This is a genomic window from Bacillus rugosus (assembly GCF_023238245.1).
Taxonomy (GTDB): Bacteria; Bacillota; Bacilli; order Bacillales; family Bacillaceae; genus Bacillus; species Bacillus rugosus.
Genome location: NZ_CP096590.1, coordinates 1,372,781 through 1,391,157, shown reverse-complemented (window position 1 = coordinate 1,391,157; position 18,377 = coordinate 1,372,781). Strand labels below are relative to the sequence as shown.

17 protein-coding genes are annotated in these 18,377 nt (G+C 45.9%); 4 read left to right on the top strand and 13 right to left on the bottom strand.

From position 1 onward, the window contains the following. The 9 genes from eepC to proG all read right to left on the bottom strand — a co-directional run bounded on the left by eepC (position 1) and on the right by proG (position 9,377). Positions 1 to 891, bottom strand: a complete 891-nt coding sequence (gene eepC / locus M0696_RS07115; RefSeq protein ID WP_248602648.1) for a gamma-D-glutamyl-L-lysine dipeptidyl-peptidase — start codon at positions 889 to 891, stop codon at positions 1 to 3. Continuing rightward, positions 888 to 1,988 (bottom strand): dipeptide epimerase, encoded by a 1,101-nt coding sequence (gene ykfB, locus M0696_RS07110; protein ID WP_222142677.1) that lies wholly within the window; start codon positions 1,986 to 1,988, stop codon positions 888 to 890. Before ykfB ends, eepC begins: the two co-directional genes overlap by 4 nt. Further along, positions 1,985 to 2,944, bottom strand: a complete 960-nt coding sequence (locus tag M0696_RS07105) for a S66 peptidase family protein (RefSeq protein ID WP_222142676.1) — start codon at positions 2,942 to 2,944, stop codon at positions 1,985 to 1,987. The genes ykfB and M0696_RS07105 overlap by 4 nt, the downstream gene beginning before the upstream one ends. An 87-nt stretch (positions 2,945 to 3,031) precedes the next feature. Next, positions 3,032 to 4,681 carry a dipeptide ABC transporter substrate-binding protein DppE gene (dppE, locus tag M0696_RS07100; RefSeq protein WP_222142939.1) on the bottom strand — a complete coding sequence of 550 codons (1,650 nt, stop codon included), beginning with the start codon at positions 4,679 to 4,681 and terminating at the stop codon, positions 3,032 to 3,034. Between the two features lie 2 nt (positions 4,682 to 4,683). Then, entirely contained in the window at positions 4,684 to 5,691 is a 1,008-nt protein-coding gene (gene dppD, locus M0696_RS07095) for a dipeptide ABC transporter ATP-binding subunit DppD (protein WP_166853500.1), read from the bottom strand. A gap of 4 nt (positions 5,692 to 5,695) precedes the next feature. Next, positions 5,696 to 6,658, bottom strand: a complete 963-nt coding sequence (gene dppC, locus M0696_RS07090; protein WP_222142675.1) for a dipeptide ABC transporter permease DppC — start codon at positions 6,656 to 6,658, stop codon at positions 5,696 to 5,698. A gap of 5 nt (positions 6,659 to 6,663) precedes the next feature. Beyond that, a complete protein-coding gene (gene dppB, locus M0696_RS07085; protein WP_003239083.1) occupies positions 6,664 to 7,590 on the bottom strand; it encodes a dipeptide ABC transporter permease DppB in 927 nt (308 codons plus the stop codon). A 15-nt stretch (positions 7,591 to 7,605) separates the two neighbouring features. Continuing rightward, entirely contained in the window at positions 7,606 to 8,430 is an 825-nt protein-coding gene (dppA, locus tag M0696_RS07080; RefSeq protein ID WP_248602647.1) for a D-aminopeptidase DppA, read from the bottom strand. 128 nt (positions 8,431 to 8,558) lie between these two features. Further along, positions 8,559 to 9,377 carry a pyrroline-5-carboxylate reductase ProG gene (proG, locus tag M0696_RS07075; RefSeq protein WP_222142673.1) on the bottom strand — a complete coding sequence of 273 codons (819 nt, stop codon included), beginning with the start codon at positions 9,375 to 9,377 and terminating at the stop codon, positions 8,559 to 8,561. A gap of 171 nt (positions 9,378 to 9,548) precedes the next feature. Here proG and htrA point away from each other — a divergent pair, with 171 nt between their 5' ends. Both htrA and M0696_RS07065 read left to right on the top strand, forming a co-directional pair. Continuing rightward, a complete protein-coding gene (gene htrA / locus M0696_RS07070; RefSeq protein ID WP_222142672.1) occupies positions 9,549 to 10,904 on the top strand; it encodes a serine protease HtrA in 1,356 nt (451 codons plus the stop codon). Between the two features lie 158 nt (positions 10,905 to 11,062). Next, complete coding sequence (locus M0696_RS07065) at positions 11,063 to 11,239, top strand: hypothetical protein (protein WP_222142671.1); 177 nt, start codon at positions 11,063 to 11,065, stop codon at positions 11,237 to 11,239. A gap of 175 nt (positions 11,240 to 11,414) precedes the next feature. On the opposite strand, the gene M0696_RS07060 is transcribed toward M0696_RS07065, so the two are convergent. The 4 genes from M0696_RS07060 to M0696_RS07045 form a co-directional block, all read right to left on the bottom strand. Further along, the gene (locus M0696_RS07060) at positions 11,415 to 12,386 is read right to left on the bottom strand and encodes a glycosyltransferase family 2 protein (protein WP_166853510.1); all 972 of its coding nucleotides are present in this window, start codon (positions 12,384 to 12,386) and stop codon (positions 11,415 to 11,417) included. Positions 12,387 to 12,397: 11 nt separating this feature from the next. Beyond that, positions 12,398 to 14,575 carry a glycosyltransferase family 39 protein gene (locus M0696_RS07055; RefSeq protein WP_248602646.1) on the bottom strand — a complete coding sequence of 726 codons (2,178 nt, stop codon included), beginning with the start codon at positions 14,573 to 14,575 and terminating at the stop codon, positions 12,398 to 12,400. Positions 14,576 to 14,582: 7 nt separating this feature from the next. Continuing rightward, positions 14,583 to 14,723 (bottom strand): hypothetical protein, encoded by a 141-nt coding sequence (locus tag M0696_RS07050; RefSeq protein WP_373923671.1) that lies wholly within the window; start codon positions 14,721 to 14,723, stop codon positions 14,583 to 14,585. A gap of 105 nt (positions 14,724 to 14,828) precedes the next feature. Further along, a complete protein-coding gene (locus M0696_RS07045) occupies positions 14,829 to 15,779 on the bottom strand; it encodes a ring-cleaving dioxygenase (protein ID WP_222142669.1) in 951 nt (316 codons plus the stop codon). 385 nt (positions 15,780 to 16,164) lie between these two features. Between M0696_RS07045 and steT the strand changes: the two genes are divergently transcribed. After that, positions 16,165 to 17,481, top strand: a complete 1,317-nt coding sequence (steT, locus tag M0696_RS07040; protein WP_248602644.1) for a serine/threonine exchanger — start codon at positions 16,165 to 16,167, stop codon at positions 17,479 to 17,481. Between the two features lie 276 nt (positions 17,482 to 17,757). Next, positions 17,758 to 18,375: a DUF47 domain-containing protein gene (locus M0696_RS07035; RefSeq protein ID WP_003218470.1), complete on the top strand. Its 618-nt coding sequence runs from the start codon at positions 17,758 to 17,760 to the stop codon at positions 18,373 to 18,375. Positions 18,376 to 18,377: the final 2 nt, after the last annotated feature.

Sequence of the window (18,377 nt, the reverse complement as noted above, 5' to 3'; positions counted from 1 at the left end):
TCATTCTGAAAAACAGCGGCGTGCCGCACAAAGCTCTTTTTCATATTCTGTATTTTTCAGCGTGATGATTTCGATCGATTTCCCTGTCTTAGGAGAATGAAGCATTTTTCCGTCTCCTATGGACAGACCGACGTGATGAATTGCTCCTTTTCCTTCCTCATAAGCAAAAAACAACAGGTCACCGGCTTTCATATCATCAAGTGGGATTTCCTCCCCCGCCTTTGCCTGATCTCCTGCATCACGGGGGATGCGGTATCCATTGGCCTTAAATATACTGTACATAAACCCAGAGCAATCAAATCCAAACCCGCTGATCCCTCCCCACAGGTAAGGAAGCCCGAGAAAAAACGCTCCCGTTTGTATGATGTCTTCAGCAGTCCCTTTCTGTTCGCGGACAGGCACTGCATCAGTTTGCTTCACAAACCGTTCCCCAAAAACAGTCGAAACCTTAAAATATCCGTTTTCTTCTGCAATGAGGGGGAGAACCGTCAAAAAGCTCAGTTCAATCTCTTTTTCTCCATTGCTTCTGTACAAAAATGCAGCTGGTTTGCTGATCATGATATCGTTTTGTGTATGGATGGGACTTGTTTTTTTCAGCTGGTTCTTTTTCATCCATCCCGGATATCCGCGCGGATCCTTTCGGGATGGCTGGCTCGGCACGATCACTGAAACCCATTCACCCTGTTCTGCCGTCACCAGTACCTTTTCGCCAAAGAGACCCTGAGTTTGGATCACATTGTCTGTACATAATCCAAGCCGCTCATCATACGTCATGCGCTCCAGCCAGTCTCTGATCAATACGGTAGGACGAAGCATCGCTTGATCAGATGGTCGAGGTGAATCAGGCGCTGTCCAGATGTTAGCGACTGCTGATATGACAGTGTGCATCATAGCTCTTTTGCCCCTTTCAAAAGCGCAGCTCCGGTGATTCCGAGACCCGGTCTTCCAGGCATCGCAATCGTGCTGCCGCTGTATGTGATGCCGCCTTTGATGACATCTGTTTTCAGCATCAGCGGCGCGTCAAAATCAAAGCGTGTGATGTTTCTTTTGCTTGCCGCAAAATGCGCCGCGGCCGTAATGCCCAGCTTCGTTTCGATCATGCTGCCGACCATGCACTCCACTCCGCACGCCTCTGCCATGGCATTGATTTTCTCTGCTCCGCTGATGCCGCCCGCTTTCATCAACTTAATATTGATCAAGTCAGCGCTCCGGGTTTGAAGAACGTCGAACGCCTGCCGCGGCGTGAACACACTTTCGTCGGCCATAATCGGTGTGTCTGTCGCATCTGTCACCTTTTTAAGCCCAGCGATATCATCTTTATGGACAGGCTGCTCGACCAGCTCAATGCCAAGACCGGCATCCTCCATTTTCCGAATGGCTGTTACTGCTTCCTTTGGCGTCCACCCCTGATTAGCGTCTAATCGAAGTTTCACGGCTGATCCGACACGTTTTCTAATTTCCTGAATACGGGCGATATCTGTTGTGATATCATCTTTGCCGACCTTTATTTTCAGCGTTTGAAAGCCTTGTTTGAGATAATTCTCGGCATCCGCTGCCATCTCTTCAGGTGAGTTGACACTGACGGTATAATCTGTTTCCAGCGTATCTCGGTATCCGCCGAGCATTTGATAAAGCGGGAGTCCGCACATCTGCGCCCAGCCGTCGTATACCGCCATTTCTACAGCCGCCTTAGCACTCTGGTTTCCTGTAAGGAGATGCTGGATGTCGTGCAGAATGGCCTCACAGCCAGACAGGCTTTTTCCAAGCAGTGCCGGCTTCAAGACATTGTGAATTGCACTTTCAATGCTATCCATGCTGTCTCCTGTAATCACTATCGTCGGAGGCGCTTCCCCCCATCCGATCGCGCCGCTGTCATAAGTGATCCTTACAATGACAGATTCAGCCGTATGCACAGTGCGTAGCGCGGTTTTAAACGGCTTTGTCAGCGGTACGGCGATTCGGTTTGTTTCTATTCGAGTGATTTTCATGTCTTCAGCGCCCCTTCTGAAACGCCCGCCTCGATGACGACTGTTTTTTGTGCTGTATTCATTGCAGCTTGCGCACCGATCGGAATGGCGAAACTCGGTGAGCAGTGGCCGATTTTAAATCCTCTCAGAGCAGGCTTGCCTGCTGATACAATATAGTCATCAAGCACCTGCTCAAGCGACAGAGATTTCTCCCTCTTCACCGGGACACAGTTGTGAAAATCACAAACAAGAATTCCGGCTGCGTCAGTCAGTTTCCCTGCCATTTTCAGCTGATTCAGCATCCGATCGATTTGATACGGCTCCTCGTCTATATCTTCAATAAACAGAAGCTTCCCTCTCGTATCAATTTCAAACGGTGTACCCAGCGTAGATGTCAGTAAAGAGAGATTTCCTCCGACAAGCTCACCTTCCGCTTTTCCGGGAACAAGCACGGTCAGCGGAGAAAGGTTCTCTGTATATGTGAATTCCGTCTCTTGAAAGAGCTGCTCATACGACGCTTTTGTCAGTGGATGAACGTCGTCGAGGCCAATATCTGAACTGAGCATCGGGCCATGGAAGGTGACAAGACCTGTGTTTTGATGGATGGCAGTATGTAAAAACGTAATATCGCTGTATCCCCAGAAGATTTTAGGATGTTTGCGGATTAAGCTGAAATCAATGCCGGCGGCGATACGTCCTGTCCCAAAACCCCCGCAAGCGCACAGCACTGCTTTTACCTCCTCGGCTATGAACATCTCATGCAGATCAGCCAGCCGCTCATCATCCTGTCCCGCTAAATAGCCGTGCTGGTTTTTTAGTGCCTTGCCCAATTTCACCTGAAGTCCGAGCTCTTTTAAAAATAAAAGCGCGGTGTCAAGCTTTTTTGGATCCGGCGGGCTTGCAGGCGCGATCACTCCGACTGTGTCACCCTTTTTCAGCGCTTTCGGCTTGTGATTCAACTGAATCACTCCTTTCATTTGCTCTGCACCCTACGTATACGTGCAAGAAAGAGAAAAAATACCGCTCCCTCGCATAAAGAAGCAGTATTTTCTCAATCGCCAGCGTTAGTTTTTATCTGCCCATTTTAAATCGATATAGCCGACAGGATGCCGGACGATCCCCTTTACATTTTCGTTTTGCAGGTTGACCTGATTATAGAAATAAACCGGAATGATCGGCGCTTCATTGATCAGCAGCTTTTCCGCTTGATGCATTAGGGAGAAACGCGTTTTTTCATCGGCTTCATGTTTCGCCTGCTTGATCAGCTGATCGTATTCTTTATTGGCCCAGCCTGTGCGGTTCATCGAATTTCCTGTTTGGAAGGCTTCGAGAAAACTGATAGGGTCCGCGTAGTCAGGCAAAAATGAGCTTTGAGAGAATTGGAATTTCAGCGCTTTTTGATCCTCTAAAAATACATTCCATTCCATATTGGCCAGCTTCACATCGACTCCAAGAGTATTTTTCAATTTTTGCTGGATCGCCTCGGCAATCTTTTTATGCTCCGGCTTTGTGCTGTAAGTAAGAGTAATCGCAGGAAGTTTATCATAGTTTTCTTCCTTCATGCCCTTTTCCAGCAGCTGCTTCGCTTTGCTTTCATTTGGCGTGACCAGGTCTCCGCCCGCTTCACGGAAATCCTTGCCGTCAGGCTGCGTAAATCCAGGCGATACAAAGGCGTGCGCCGGTTTTTCGTTATTTTTCGTGACGTACTTTACAATTTCCTCTTGATCGACAGCCATCGCAAAGGCTTTTCTGATGTTTTCATTTTGGAACGGCTCCATGTTCACATTAAATCGGTAGAAATAGAGGCCGGCCTGGTCAACAATGCTGACGTTGTCCTGATCCAGCAGCTGATCGCTTAACTCAGCAGGGACATAAGCGGTATCCAGTTCCCCAGACTGAAACATCTGGTAATCTGTATTTCTGTCACTGACCATCGCCCATTTCACCTTATCAAGCTTCACGGTATCTTTATCCCAATACGTGTCGCTTTTCTCCATTGTGATGCTGTCATCATGCTTCCATTCCGTCAGCTTAAACGGACCGTTCCCGACAAATGTATCGGCCTCAGCAAACCACTTTGGATTTTCTTTATCAACCTTTTCGTTTACTGGAAAATACGCTGGATTGGACACGACGCTGAGAAAATATTTTTGCGGTGCTTCAAGCGTTACTTCAAGGGTTCGATCATCCTTTGCCGTCACCTTCACATCGTCTTTTTTTCCTTTCCCGCTGTTATACGCTTCGCCGCCTTCAATAAAATAGCCGAGAAACGCAGATGAAGCGCCTTTTTTCGGATCAAGCATCCGTTTCCACGCGTATTCAAAGTCTCCAGCCGTTACCGGATCTCCGTTGGTCCATTTCGCATTTTCCCGAATCGTAAATGTGTAGGTTTTTTTATCTTTTGATACAGACCACTTTTCCGCCATTGCAGGCTCGGGCTCATTCTCTTTGCCAAGACGCGTCAGCCCTTCCATGATGTTATTTAACGGCTGCCACGACACATTATTAAAACCGATCGGGGGATCGAACGAAGTCGGTTCATTTTCGTTATTTAAATACAGCACCTTTTCCCCGCTTGTTTTTGCCTTATCATTACCGCTTTCTTTTCCAGCTTGTTCGTTTGCTGTACATCCCATCAGCGCAAATGAAAGTCCTAATGCAAGGCCCACACCCCATAGCTTTTTTACTCGTTTCATCCTCTTCCCCCTTTTCATGATCAATCCTTCGCACCTCCCGACAGCATCGCATGTTCGGCCCGTTGATCTTGCAGCCAGCAGTTGACGGTGTGCGTGTCAGATCTGATGGTCTGGGCCGGGTATACCCTGTCACACACGATCATCCTGTTCGGACAGCGGGCGGCAAACGGGCAGCCTGGCGGAGGTGAAAATAAATCCGGCGGCGTTCCGTCAATCGGAATCAGCTCCGCGCCATCCATATCCAACCGCGGGACAGAGTTCAGCAGCCCTTTTGTATAAGGGTGCTGCGGCTGATAAAAAATATCTTTTCTCGTGCCGATCTCCGCCATTTTCCCGGCATACATAACTGCGACTCTGTCAGCAACCTGGGCAACGACCCCTAAATCGTGTGTAATCAGGATGACAGACACATTCGTTTTTCTCTGAATCTCTTTAAACAGCTCCAAAATCTGTGCCTGAATGGTCACGTCAAGAGCGGTGGTCGGTTCATCTGCGATTAAAATATCAGGCTCGCAAATCAGTGCCATCGCAATGACAATCCGCTGTCTCATGCCGCCGCTGAACTGGTGGGGATACTGCTTCAGACGCTCTTCGGGATCGGGAATGCCGACCAATGACAGCATGGAAAGCACCTCTTCCCTCGCCGCCTTTTTGCTCATGTTTTTATGGCGGAGGAGCGCTTCCCCCAGCTGGTCTCCGACAGTCAGCGTCGGGTTTAACGCCGTCATCGGGTCTTGAAAAATCATAGAAATGTCGGCTCCCCTTATGCTTCTCATTGCTTTGTCAGAGAGACGGCAAAGGTCTTTGTTTTTAAATAGGATGCTGCCGTCCGTCACTTTCGCCGAATAGGGCGGAAGCAAGCCCATGATGCTTTGAGAGGTAACGCTTTTGCCGCAGCCGGATTCGCCGACGATTGCAAAGGTTTCACCTTGATACAAATCAAAGCTCACCCCTCTGACCGCCTGAACCGTCCCGCCGTAAGTCGTAAAAGAAACGTGCAGATTTTTGACTGACAGAACTTTTTCCATACAGCTACCTCCTCAGCTTAGGGTCGAGGGCATCCTGCAATCCGTCTCCAAGCACATTAAACGCATACATCGTCAAGGAGATGAAAAAGGCCGGAAAAAACAGGCGCCACCAATGCCCAGACAAAATCGTTGGCAGACCGTCATTCGCCATCACACCCCAGCTGGCAAACGGAGCCTGTATGCCGAGGCCAAGGAAGCTTAAAAATGATTCTGCGAATATAGCGGCAGGTACGGTTAATGTCATTTGTACGATAATCGCTCCCATTGCATTCGGCAGCAGATTTTTCCGGATAATGCGAAAGGTTTTCGCACCAAAGGTTTTCGAAGCGAGTACATATTCATAATTTTTAATCTGAAGCACCTGGCCTCTTACAATTCTCGCCATGCCGACCCATCCGGTCACAGTCAGCGCCACAACAATGGTCCCCAGTCCCGGCCCCATCAGCACCATCAGCAAAATGACAACAAGGAGATACGGCAGCCCATACAGCACTTCGATAATCCGCATCATGATGCTGTCAGTCCTGCCGCCTTTATAGCCGGCAACGCCTCCATAAATGACACCGATCACAAAATCAATTAACGCTGCCATCACTCCGACAAATAACGAAATCCTCGCTCCATACCATGTTCGGGTAAACACATCCCGGCCGAGCTCATCGGTGCCAAACCAATGATCGGCTGAGGGCGGAAGATTTTGCTCGGTCAGCGATTGGCGCGCGACACTATGGGGCGATAAAAAGGGACCGATAACTGCCATGACAAAAAGAAATAAAAGAATAAAAAGTCCAGCCATCGCTAATTTATTTTTCTTCAGCCTCCTCCAGGCATCCTGCGTGTATGACAAACTCGGCCGCTTGACCGAATCGGCTTCTCGATTGTTTTCCTTGTTCGAGGCAAACCACTCATCCGGCACCTGAATGTGCTGCTCTGGCTGGCGTTCATCCGTTTGTACAGGGAGATTCACACGCTTCACCCTTTCTTATGCAGTTTAATGCGCGGGTCCAGCAGACCATAGGCCAAATCGACCAAAAACAGCATGATGATCAGAATGACGCTGTAGAAAACGGTCGTTCCCATAATCACGGGATAGTCCCGCTGATTAATGCTTTCAACAAAATATTTTCCCATTCCCGGAATAGCAAAGATTTTTTCAATGACAAAGCTTCCTGTTAAGATGCTGGCAACGAGTGTGCCCAGTACAGTAATGACGGGCATGAGTGCATTTCTGAGTGCGTGTTTTACGATAATTTTGAACGGAGAAAGCCCTTTTGCTTTTGCTGTGCGGATATAATCCTGTGTCAGGACTTCGACCATGCTTGACCTTGTGAGCCTTGCAATAATTGCCATCGGCCCTACGGCAAGCGCTGCGGTCGGAAGCACCATATGGATCGGGCTCGTCCATGTGGCAGCGGGAAATAGTTTGAGATTGACGGCAAACTGCTGAATCAGCAATGTTGCCAGAATAAAATTCGGGATGGAGATGCCGAGTACCGCGAGACTCATCGCAGCGTAGTCCAAAAAGCCATTGCGGCGGAGCGCCGCGATTACGCCCAGCACGAGCCCAGAGATCACGGCAATGACAATCGCTGTCATTCCAAGCTCAAAGGAAACGGGAAATCCGCGTTCCAGCATATCATTTACGCTGTCTGACGGTTTTTTAATTGAAGGTCCGAAATCGAATGTAATGATGGATTTTAGGTAGATGATGTATTGGAAAATGAGAGGATCGTCTAAGTGATAGTAGGCTTCGAGATTTTTTTGAACGGCTTCATTTGTGCCTCTCTCCTCGTTAAAAGGAGATCCGGGAATGACCTTCATGAGAACAAAAGTCAGAGTGGTAATTACCAAAATCGTAGCTGCCATTGCCCAAAAACGCTTCATCATGTATCGCGCCAAAGCCTCAACACCCCTTTAGCAGAATGATGTCCGCATCGCAAGCTCAGTCATGACAAGCATCGCCCGATAGGCTTCAAGCATGTCCTTCGCCTGAAATTGAACGGTTGTGGTTCCCGGCTTTATTTCAGTTCCCGGCATCAGATTCGCCCATTCTGCCTGGCCGTAATTGGCGAACTCAATGCTCAGAACCGGTCTGTCAGGCGGTGTGAGCGGTTTGACTTTGTCCTTGTTTTGCAGGGCAAATGCGGTTTTTTCTGTCAGCAGCCGGCCGGCTTTCGCAGGTGACAAGCACTTCACTGCTGATCTTGAAATGGTTTGTTTGACAGCTGCTGTCGTAATATTCGGAATGAGCTCTTCTGCTTCCTTCGCCGCCCGGTCATCTCCGGCTACCATTAATACCGGGACCTCATAATAACCGGCAACGTATGCATTTAACCCAAGCTCACCGACAGGCCGATCGTTTATGTAAAAATGCCGGACGCCGAAAATCATGCTGTGTGACATCACACCGGGAGTCGAGGCTCTCGCATGATAACCGAGAAACAAAGCGCCTGTAAACGTATCGTCCAGCCCCTCTACCATTGAAAATGGTTTGACGTCACCGGAAATCAAATCGGCTTCAGGGTGAAGCTTTTCAACCATTAGATTATTCATCTTCGAATGGCTGTCATTGACCAGCACCTCGGTACACCCGCTGTTAAATGCTTCGGCAATACAGTAATTTGCTTCTTCAGTCATGATAAGCCGTCCGCGTTCATAATTGCGCTTGCCGGAATCCACAAAGGTATCGTCCGGAAGACCCGAAATACCTTCCATATCTACTGACATGTACAATTTCATAACGCTCCTCCTTTTTTACTAAATTATGAATATTCTAACAAATTATATTAAAAAAAGAGGAAAAATGCAATATAGCTGGAGAAAATCACAACGATTCAATGATAAAAAAAGAATCCTCTTTCAAGGATTCAGGTCTGTTTCTCTGTTTGTTCTGTAAGCAGTTCATATTTTTTCAAGGTTCTTTCAAACACCTCATCAAAAACGTCCGGCACAGAAGCGCGTATCACCTCAGCTCCCTCTCCGGTAATTCCGCCTTTCGTCGCGACACGTTCCAGCGTTTCCTCGAAAGACATCTTCTTTTCGATCAGCAGCTTGCCAGTTCCGTATAGTGAATGAATCAGAAAATCAAAGGCTTCTTCTTTGGACAGGCTGCTGTTTCTGACCGCAGACAGCGCCAGTTCTTCGAAGACTGCTGCTATGAAGCCAGGTGCCGAGCTCGTTAAATTGCTGGCGGCATCCAAATTCGATTCTTGGATTTCCCGTACACGGCTGAAAACCGATAACAGTTCATTCAGACGTTCTTTTTTATCTGCTGTCAGCGCTTCACTGTGAACGACAAGCGAGATGCCCGCTTCTGCTTCGGATGTAATGGCAGGAATGAAACGTGATATACCAGCTTCCGTTTCAGCCTCCAAAAGACGCAGCGGCACACCGGCGGCAATGGATACGATATGCGTATTCCTGTTCACATACGGGTGCAGACGGCGCAGTGTTTCAATAACATTTAGCGGCGGGACACATATAAACATCAAACGGCACGTTTTCACCCAGTTCTCGAGCGAATCAGCTGATACATTTGGATAATCTGACATCAGCGCCTGCAGCCGCTCCCCCTTCGTTCTTGTTTCAATAAAGAGCTCATGCTCCTTGATTTGTTCATGCTTCAACAGCTGCCTGGCGATCATATCGGCCATGCTGCCATATCCAATCAATCCAATCTGTACCATCAACTCAGTCCTTTCGTATACAATATGAAGTGTACCGTTTTCCGCACTTTTTCACAATTTCCCATAATCTTTTCATTTTTATCCCACAGTTTTTGTTTATGATAAACTCAAGTCATAAACCTATCATAATCAAATAGAAATTAGTGAAAATAGAGAAACGGAGTGAACATGATGGATAACTATCGAGACGAAAACAGAACGGAAGGTAATGAGAGTGAGGTCTTTCTAGCAAAAGAGAACGATAGCACCTCCTACTCAGCCCGCAATGTCATTCATGATCAGGAGAAGAAAAAACGAGGGTTCGGATGGTTCAGACCGCTGCTTGGCGGTGTGATCGGCGGCAGTCTCGCCCTTGGCATTTACACGTTTACACCACTTGGCGACCATGATTCTCAGGACACTGCAAAACAATCATCCAGCCAGCAGCAAACGCAATCGGTTACAGCTAAAAGCACGTCCTCTGAATCTGGCAAAAGCTCGTCAAGCTCAAGCAGCTCATCTGCATTCAAGAGCGAGGATTCTTCTAAAATCTCAGATATGGTGGAAAACATTTCACCGGCGATTGTCGGTATTACAAATCTTCAGGCTCAGTCAAACAGCTCTTTGTTCGGCTCTAGTTCATCTGGTTCAAGCGAAGATACAGAAAGCGGTTCAGGATCTGGTGTCATTTTCAAAAAAGAGAACGGCAAGGCTTATATCATTACGAATAACCACGTTGTAGAAGGGGCATCTTCACTGAAGGTATCTTTATATGACGGCACTGAGGTGACAGCAAAGCTGGTAGGCAGTGACTCGTTAACGGATTTAGCGGTCCTTCAAATCAGTGATGACCACGTAACAAAAGTGGCAAGCTTCGGTAATTCATCTGATCTCAGAACAGGCGAGACCGTCATTGCGATTGGAGATCCGCTCGGAAAAGATCTGTCCCGCACAGTAACACAGGGAATTGTAAGTGGTGTGGACAGAACGGTTTCAATGTCAACATCAGCCGGTCAAACAAGCATTAACGTGATTCAAACTGACGCAGCGATTAACCCAGGTAACAGCGGCGGTCCATTGTTAAATACTTCCGGAAAAATTGTCGGCATTAACAGCATGAAAATCAGTGAAGATGATGTTGAGGGCATCGGATTTGCAATTCCAAGCAATGACGTAAAACCGATTGCAGAAGAATTGCTTTCTAAAGGTCAAATTGAACGCCCGTATATCGGTGTCAGCATGCTTGATTTAGCACAAGTGCCGCAAAACTACCAAGAAGGCACACTGGGCCTGTTCGGCAATCAGCTGAATAAGGGTGTTTACATCCGCGAGGTCGCTTCCGGCTCTCCTGCTGAAAAGGCTGGATTGAAAGCGGAGGATATTATCATCAGCCTGAAGGGCAAAGAAATCGATACAGGCAGTGAATTGCGCAATATCTTATATAAAGACGCAAACATCGGTGACACTGTTGAAGTGAAAATTCTCAGAAACGGCAAAGAAATGACGAAAAAAATTAAACTCGATCAAAAAGAAGAAACCACTTCTTAAGAAAATAAAGCCTCAGACCGAAAAAGCGGTCTGAGGCTTTTTAGTGGACAAAAGACCTGTTTCTTTATGAAACTTTCTGCCGAGACATTCGTATATCATACAGACTGACATCACTCTAATCTGATACTTGAGGCACCGTTTGAGAAGGAGGGTTGAACATGAAAACCGTGGGATTGAGCATGATCTGCGCAGGATTGGCTTTTCTGCTGCTGAGCTTTCTACTTCCTGAATCAACATTGGTGTGGGGAGTTATAATGGGTGCCAGTATTCTATTAAACATAACTGGTACGGCTCTAATCATGCGTTTGTTAAAAGCCCCTCAATATAACAGCTGACATGCAGCAAAGCCTAAGACGAAAGCTTTTAGGCTCTGCCTTTTTTATTTCAGCATGCCTGAACTGCAGTGCAAGTTCACAATCTCCTATATCCATAAATCGATCAGCATCTTTTCCTTTGATCACCGCGCAGAATATAAAAAAACCCCTGTCCGTTACAGACAGGGGTTTCAGGTTATGACATATGCTGGTCTCTATAGAGTCTTTTATTTTCAATTCCATACGATTTCTGCACGATGTAAAGCGGCCTGTCTTTAGCTTCATCGTAGATTCTGCCGATATATTCGCCGATCATGCCGAGAATTAGAAGAACGATGCCGCTGAACAGAAGCTGGATTACAATAAGGGATGACCAGCCCGTAATCGTGCTGTCTGTGAATAGCTTCAGATACAGCACGATAAACATATACAGAAATCCCGCACCTGACATTAACATCCCCGCGTAGCTTGCCAGCTTCAGCGGTTTGTGTGAAAATGTCGTGATGCCATCCATTGAAAGCTTCAGCATTTTCTTCAGCGGGTACTTTGTTTCTCCGGCAAGCCTTTCATCACGTACGTACTCGACCGCTGTCTGTTTGAAGCCCACCCAGCTGACGAGCCCTCTGACAAAAGGATTTTTTTCTTTTAATCTCTTCATTTCATCACAGACTTTTCTGTCCATGAGGCGGAAATCCCCCGTATCAATCGGGATATCAATATCGGTCATGCTGCTGAGAAGCCGGTAAAACATAGCCGCAGTTTGTTTTTTGAAAAATGTTTCCCCTTTTCGTTTTGTCCGTACGGCGTACACGACCTCGTAGCCTTCCTTCCACTTTTCAATCATATCTAAAATTAGTTCAGGAGGGTCCTGCAAATCGGCGTCAATGACGACGATTGCATTCCCCTGTGCGTAATCCATCCCCGCTGTAATGGCGATCTGGTGCCCAAAGTTCCTTGAAAAATCAATGATTTTCACTCTCGGATCGATCAGGCTGTGTTCTCTTAAAATCTCAATACTGCGATCTTTGCTTCCATCATTGACAAAAAGCAGCTCGTAGTTTTCCTTCGTTTGATCCATGACCTCTTTTAAGCGCTGATAGGTTTCATGAATGACAAGCTCTTCGTTATACACGGGTACAACAACTGAATATTGAATATGTCTGCTCATGTTTTTTCCTCCTATTCATCAGCATTTAGTTCGTATAATGTAGCTGACTGATTCATTCCGCCAGGTCCGCCGCCCATTTGGCTGTTTTCGCCTGAAGACTCGCTATTGCTTGATGTATCAGCCGAATCAGTATTTTCTGTTTTCTGATCAGATGATGATTGTTGATTAGAACTTGATTGCCATTTATCTGAAGACACTTCTTTCCCGTTTTTCTCAACCCATTCAACAATGTCATTGTTTCCGCCTCTTCCCATTCCAGAAGCCAAGAAGTATTTCACTTTCCCTTCTTTTACAAGCTTTTTGAATTGAGTCAGCGTGATAGCCGGGTCAGATCCGCTGAACCCGCCAATAGCCATGACAGCTTTTTTCGTATTAATAATATATGGCGCCGCTGTGTTCGAGTCGGTTGTGGCGAATAGGTATTCAGCTCCAGCGTTATTCTCCTCTAAATATTTGATCAGTTTTTCATTTACAGTTGCATCAGACATTCCCATGCCTTTTCCGCTCATGGATGCGAGCTGAGGACCTGTTTCAGGCTGTGAGCTGTTGCCCCCGTACAGAAGCGGTGTGCTTGCCCAATAAATCGGCATCACGAGCAATGCGAGAAGAGCTGCAAGTGATACATAATAACTGATCGGTTTTTGGCGCTGTTTGAACAGCAGCAAAGCAATCGCTGACACCACGCCGATAACACCTACACCGATGCTCCAGCCTGCTCCGATTTGATCGTTGTAGTTTCTGAGAATAAACAATTCAAACCCTGTTGTCGCAATAATCGTTGCCGGCAGAAGCCAGGATTTCCAGCCTGTCTGATTGCGGTACAGGTGAACAAGGGCAACCCATCCCGCACCGACAAGAGCGGCAATCGGCGGTGCCAGCATAATGAGATAATAATGATGGAAAAATTCTGCGACACTGAAGAATCCGGCAATCGGTACAAGCCATGCAACCCAGAACACCGTTTCCTTCTGCTCTGCAGATAATCTTCTTCTTTCTCTCGCGCCTGCGATCAGTAAGCCTGCAATTCCAAAAATCGCAAATGGTATTAGCCAGCTGATTTGATCAGATAATTCTTGTTGGAAAAGCCGCAGCGGACCAGGTGTTCCCGTTCCGAACATTCCTGAACCTGATTGCATTTTCGAGCCGGTTCCTGTACCGCTTTTCCCTCCGTCTCCGCCAGGGCCGCCAGGGCCGTCACTTGGAGGGCCGACTTGACCGCCGCTTGGCATTTGACCATTTGATGGAGGTGCCGTCATATTGCCATTTGATGATTTGTCATTACTTGATGAACTGCTGCTTGATGACTGATTAGGCGGTGCTTGATTTTGTGTTGAACTGTTATCTGAGGAAGACATTTCTTTTGAAGCGTCTCCGTTTGGTCCGCCCTGACCGCCGCCGGAATTTTGGCCTGTCAGCCGCTGAATCCCGTTATAGCCGAAAGCCAATTCCAAAACAGAGTTTGTCTGGCTGCTTCCGATATAAGGCCGCTTGCTTGCAGGGATATTGTCAACAATGAGTGGCCATGATAATGAAACGGCTGCTAATACGGCTAAAGCACTTACCAAGGAAATGATTTTTTTCTTTATTGTGGCGTTTGCCGCAATCAGATAGAACAATAAGAAGGCCGGTAAAATCATATAAGCTTGCAGCATTTTTGTATTGAAACCTACTCCAACGATGAAAAATGCTGCTAACAGCCAGATCAGCTTTCCTTTTCTGATGGCTTTAAAGAGAAGCCATGTGGCAAGTAATAAGAAAAATACCAGTAATGCATCAACATTGTTTGTACGTGCTACAGCTACAGCAATCGGTGTACATGCCATAACAAATGAGGCAATGCGCGCCGCTGTTTTTCCGAATGTCGGCTTAATCAGCAAGTACATAAGCAGGACTGAACCTACACCTGCTAATGCCTGAGGCAGAATGACGCTCCACCCATGCATACCAAAAATCAATGCGCTGATCGTTTGGATTTGGTACGTAATAGGCGGTTTATCAACTGTTATAAAACCGGCAGCATCGAACGAAGCATAAAAGAAATTATGAAAGCTTTGCATCATACTGGTAACTGCCGCGGTGTAATAAGGATTCACCGTGTCGTCCTTCCAAATGTTATAGATATTTAAAAATGCAGATGCGAGCAAAATGAGGATGAGGACGATATCCAGCTCGCGTTTTTTCTTTTCCACTTGTTTTTCACTCCTTTTTGTCTAACTTTGAAATAGTGTAACAAGCAAATATGAATAAACTATTAATAAACAAAGACAATATTTTTGCCGAGACCATTTCATGCCAATCGTCCATATATACAACGGGTTTTAAGCCATTTCTCCCAATCGGTAGCTGATATTTCCTCCCCAACAATCCATTCTATCTATGTCAAAATTTATTATGATCATAAAAAAGCCTTCCGGCAGCGCCGGAAGGCAAATCAATCACAATTTAATGTATCGGTTTCAATTTTGCTTCAATCTCAGCTCTTCGATGCTCAAGGTATGGCGGAAGAGCGATTGTCTGGCCAAGCTCATCAAGGTTTTCATCAACCATAAAGCCCGGTCCGTCTGTTGATAATTCGAACAAAATGCCGTTCGGCTCTCTGAAATACAGTGCTTTGAAGTAGTAGCGTTCAACGATGCCGGAATTGCTATAGCCTTCCCGGCTGATGATCTGGTGCCACCCGGCAAGTTCTTCTTCATCTCTTACCCGAAACGCAACATGGTGAACACTTCCTTTGCCTTGACGCTCGCGAGGAAGATCGTTTCTTTCTATTAAATGGATTTCCGTTGCCGCACCACCTTCTCCAGATTCCAAAATGACGGCAGTTCCTTGTCCTTCGACTGTTTCACGGCTGATTTCTGTAAATCCAAGAATGTTCGTCAATACGTGTAAGGTTGGTTCAGCGTATGGAACAGTCAGCTCAACCGGCCCTAATCCGCGAAACGAAAATTCTTCCGGAATGCCGCTCTGTTTAACAGGCAGACCATAGCCTTTTCCTTTCTCATCAGCAGTCAGCACAAGGCGCTGTCCTTCATGATCTTGGAATGCCAATATGTCACGTCCGGCTCTTTGGACGATGCCGCTATGCTCCACCTCATGCTCTTCAAAACGTTCTTTCCAGTAATGCAGGGCTTCTGTGCTTGGAACGCGCAAACCAATAGAAGAAATACTGTTTGTTCCTGCATGAAACGGTGCAATGCGGGGGATCTCGAAAAACGTCAGCTCAGTTCCCGGATTTGCCACTTCATCTCCGTAGAACAGATGGTACATTGTCGGTTCATCCTGGTTGACGGATTTTTTGACGAGCTTTAATCCTAATACTTTCTTATAGAAATCTAAGTTTTTTTGTGCGTCGGCCGTTAATGCTGACACGTGGTGAATCCCGTTGACTTTCATATACTGTCCCTCCAGGTCATTTTATCTCGATTTCGAGATATTATATCATAGTTGTATATTTATTGTTCTAATTACAAGGTATTTTATTCGCATGGGAAAGTCAACATATCAGCTTCGACGAAGGTTCGTTATTTTGCTGGGTTCTCATCACATCCTCTTTTTCGGTTAAAACCCGCTTGAAAAACACGAACTTTCCAAGTGTAAAGTCACACATTCATTCGTTTATCACTTATTAAATTAGGTCTTTTCACAGGTTTATCAATCAACACAAAGCAAATATCGAAAATCAGAAAATTTATTTTATTTCACTTTTCTAAAATAGGGTTTACAATATGAAAAATAGATTCTTCATTTTGAAGCTGCAATATTATAGGAGGTTAAGGACATGCATACTGAAGACAACGGTTTGAAAAAAGAGATAGGCCTCTTGTTTGCCCTTACTCTTGTCATCGGAACCATTATCGGTTCAGGTGTTTTTATGAAGCCTGGAGCTGTGCTCGCTTATTCAGGTGATTCAAAGACAGCACTTTTCGCCTGGCTGTTAGGCGGTATTTTAACATTGGCAGGCGGCTTGACAATCGCGGAAATCGGAACGCAGATTCCAAAAACCGGCGGACTCTATACGTACCTTGAAGAAGTGTATGGCGAGTTTTGGGGATTTTTGTGCGGCTGGGTACAGATTATCATTTACGGTCCGGCGATTATCGGTGCGCTGGGTTTATATTTTGGATCTTTAATGGCGAATCTTTTCGACTGGGGATCTGGACTATCAAAAGTAATTGGAATTATAGCAGTTCTCTTTTTATGCGTCATTAATATTATCGGTACAAAATACGGCGGCTTTGTCCAAACGCTGACGACGATCGGAAAGCTGATTCCGATTGCATGCATCATCATCTTTGGCCTTTGGAAAGGCGATCAGCACATCTTCACAGCAGTAAACGAAAGCATTTCCGATATGAACTTCGGGGCAGCCATTTTGGCTACGTTGTTTGCTTACGACGGATGGATTCTTCTGGCCGCACTCGGCGGAGAAATGAAAAACCCCGAAAAGCTGCTGCCACGTGCAATGACGGGCGGATTATTAATCGTAACAGCCATCTATATTTTCATTAATTTTGCATTGCTTCACATCCTGTCTGCGAACGAAATTGTCACACTTGGCGAAAATGCGACAAGCACTGCTGCCACCATGCTGTTCGGGTCAATTGGCGGAAAGCTGATCAGTGTCGGGATTATTGTCAGCATCTTCGGCTGCTTAAACGGAAAGGTCCTTTCTTTTCCGCGTGTGTCATTTGCGATGGCGGAACGCAAACAGCTTCCATTTGCTGAAAAACTGTCACATGTGCACCCGACGTTCCGCACACCATGGATTGCGATATCCTTCCAAATTGCCGTGTCTTTGATTATGATGCTGATCAGCAACCCTGATAAGCTCTCTGAAATCTCTATTTTCATGATCTACATTTTTTATGTGATGGCCTTTTTTGCGGTGTTTATCCTCCGCAAGCAAACAAAGGGAGAAAAGCGCGCCTACAGTGTTCCGCTTTACCCATTCATGCCGATTTTGGCCATCGCAGGCTCACTCTTTGTGTTAGGCAGCACACTCATCACAGATACACTGAGCTGCGGATTATCCATCCTCATCGGCCTTGCCGGACTGCCTGTTTATTATGGGATGAAAAAACGAAAAGCAAGCTGATAAAACGGTTCCCTTGTTTAGGGAACCGTTTTTTGGTGAAACAGAAGATAAAAGTTGACAGGAAAAACACAACTTTTGATATACTTTTTACGTTAAGCAGAAAGGTTTTGCAAACTTGAGTCGTTTTTTTGAACCGAAGTAGGTCAAAATAAGTGGACATGATTTGCCGAAAAAGTCAAGCCGTGTTTTTTTCGACTTTACCTGTTTTTTTTCGACAAAAGGCTATATAATAATTTGATGTGTGCATTGTCTCATTCAAACTATGGAGGGTTTTTAATGATAAGAAGAAAAAAAGATAAGTTCTCACTCCTTTTAACAGAAATCGCAAAAAATATAGACGAAACTGCCGAATATTTTGTGAACTTTAAGGTCACAAACCAAACGACGCTTAAAGAATTCGCTGATACATTAAAGGAATATGAAACAAAAGGTGACAATCATGTTCATGTCATGATTAAAGAGCTTAACAAAGCGTTCATCACTCCTATTGAACGCGAAGATATCCTTCAGCTGACAAACAGCCTGGATGATGTGCTTGACGGAATCGAACATTTCTCTGCCATGATGGAGATTTTCTCGATTACTTCATCAGACGAGCATATCGATAAATTCAGCGGATACATCAGAGAATGTGCCAAAGAAATTTTAATTACAATTGAGCTGCTGGCAGAAAACCGCTTAAAGGATATTCAGCCTCACGCAATCAAAATTAAAGAGTATGAGCACAGCTGTGACAACCTGCACAGAAAATCATTAAAGAATCTTTTCGGAAATGAAACAGATCCGATCAAAGTGATTCAATATCGTGAAATTTACGAAACGCTTGAAGAAATTGCCGACTCTTGCCAAAGTGTTGCCAATAATCTTGAAACCATCATTATGAAAAACGCGTAACG

What these genes read in the sequence shown, in the direction of transcription:
- eepC (WP_248602648.1), bottom strand. Translation starts at nt 891, where the DNA reads ATGATGCACACTGTCATATCAGCAGTCGCTAACATCTGGACAGCGCCT.
- ykfB (WP_222142677.1), bottom strand. Translation starts at nt 1,988, where the DNA reads ATGAAAATCACTCGAATAGAAACAAACCGAATCGCCGTACCGCTGACA.
- M0696_RS07105 (WP_222142676.1), bottom strand. Translation starts at nt 2,944, where the DNA reads ATGAAAGGAGTGATTCAGTTGAATCACAAGCCGAAAGCGCTGAAAAAG.
- dppE (WP_222142939.1), bottom strand. Translation starts at nt 4,681, where the DNA reads ATGAAAAGGGGGAAGAGGATGAAACGAGTAAAAAAGCTATGGGGTGTG.
- dppD (WP_166853500.1), bottom strand. Translation starts at nt 5,691, where the DNA reads ATGGAAAAAGTTCTGTCAGTCAAAAATCTGCACGTTTCTTTTACGACT.
- dppA (WP_248602647.1), bottom strand. Translation starts at nt 8,430, where the DNA reads ATGAAATTGTACATGTCAGTAGATATGGAAGGTATTTCGGGTCTTCCG.
- proG (WP_222142673.1), bottom strand. Translation starts at nt 9,377, where the DNA reads ATGGTACAGATTGGATTGATTGGATATGGCAGCATGGCCGATATGATC.
- htrA (WP_222142672.1), top strand. Translation starts at nt 9,549, where the DNA reads ATGGATAACTATCGAGACGAAAACAGAACGGAAGGTAATGAGAGTGAG.
- M0696_RS07065 (WP_222142671.1), top strand. Translation starts at nt 11,063, where the DNA reads ATGAAAACCGTGGGATTGAGCATGATCTGCGCAGGATTGGCTTTTCTG.
- M0696_RS07060 (WP_166853510.1), bottom strand. Translation starts at nt 12,386, where the DNA reads ATGAGCAGACATATTCAATATTCAGTTGTTGTACCCGTGTATAACGAA.
- M0696_RS07045 (WP_222142669.1), bottom strand. Translation starts at nt 15,779, where the DNA reads ATGAAAGTCAACGGGATTCACCACGTGTCAGCATTAACGGCCGACGCA.
- steT (WP_248602644.1), top strand. Translation starts at nt 16,165, where the DNA reads ATGCATACTGAAGACAACGGTTTGAAAAAAGAGATAGGCCTCTTGTTT.
- M0696_RS07035 (WP_003218470.1), top strand. Translation starts at nt 17,758, where the DNA reads ATGATAAGAAGAAAAAAAGATAAGTTCTCACTCCTTTTAACAGAAATC.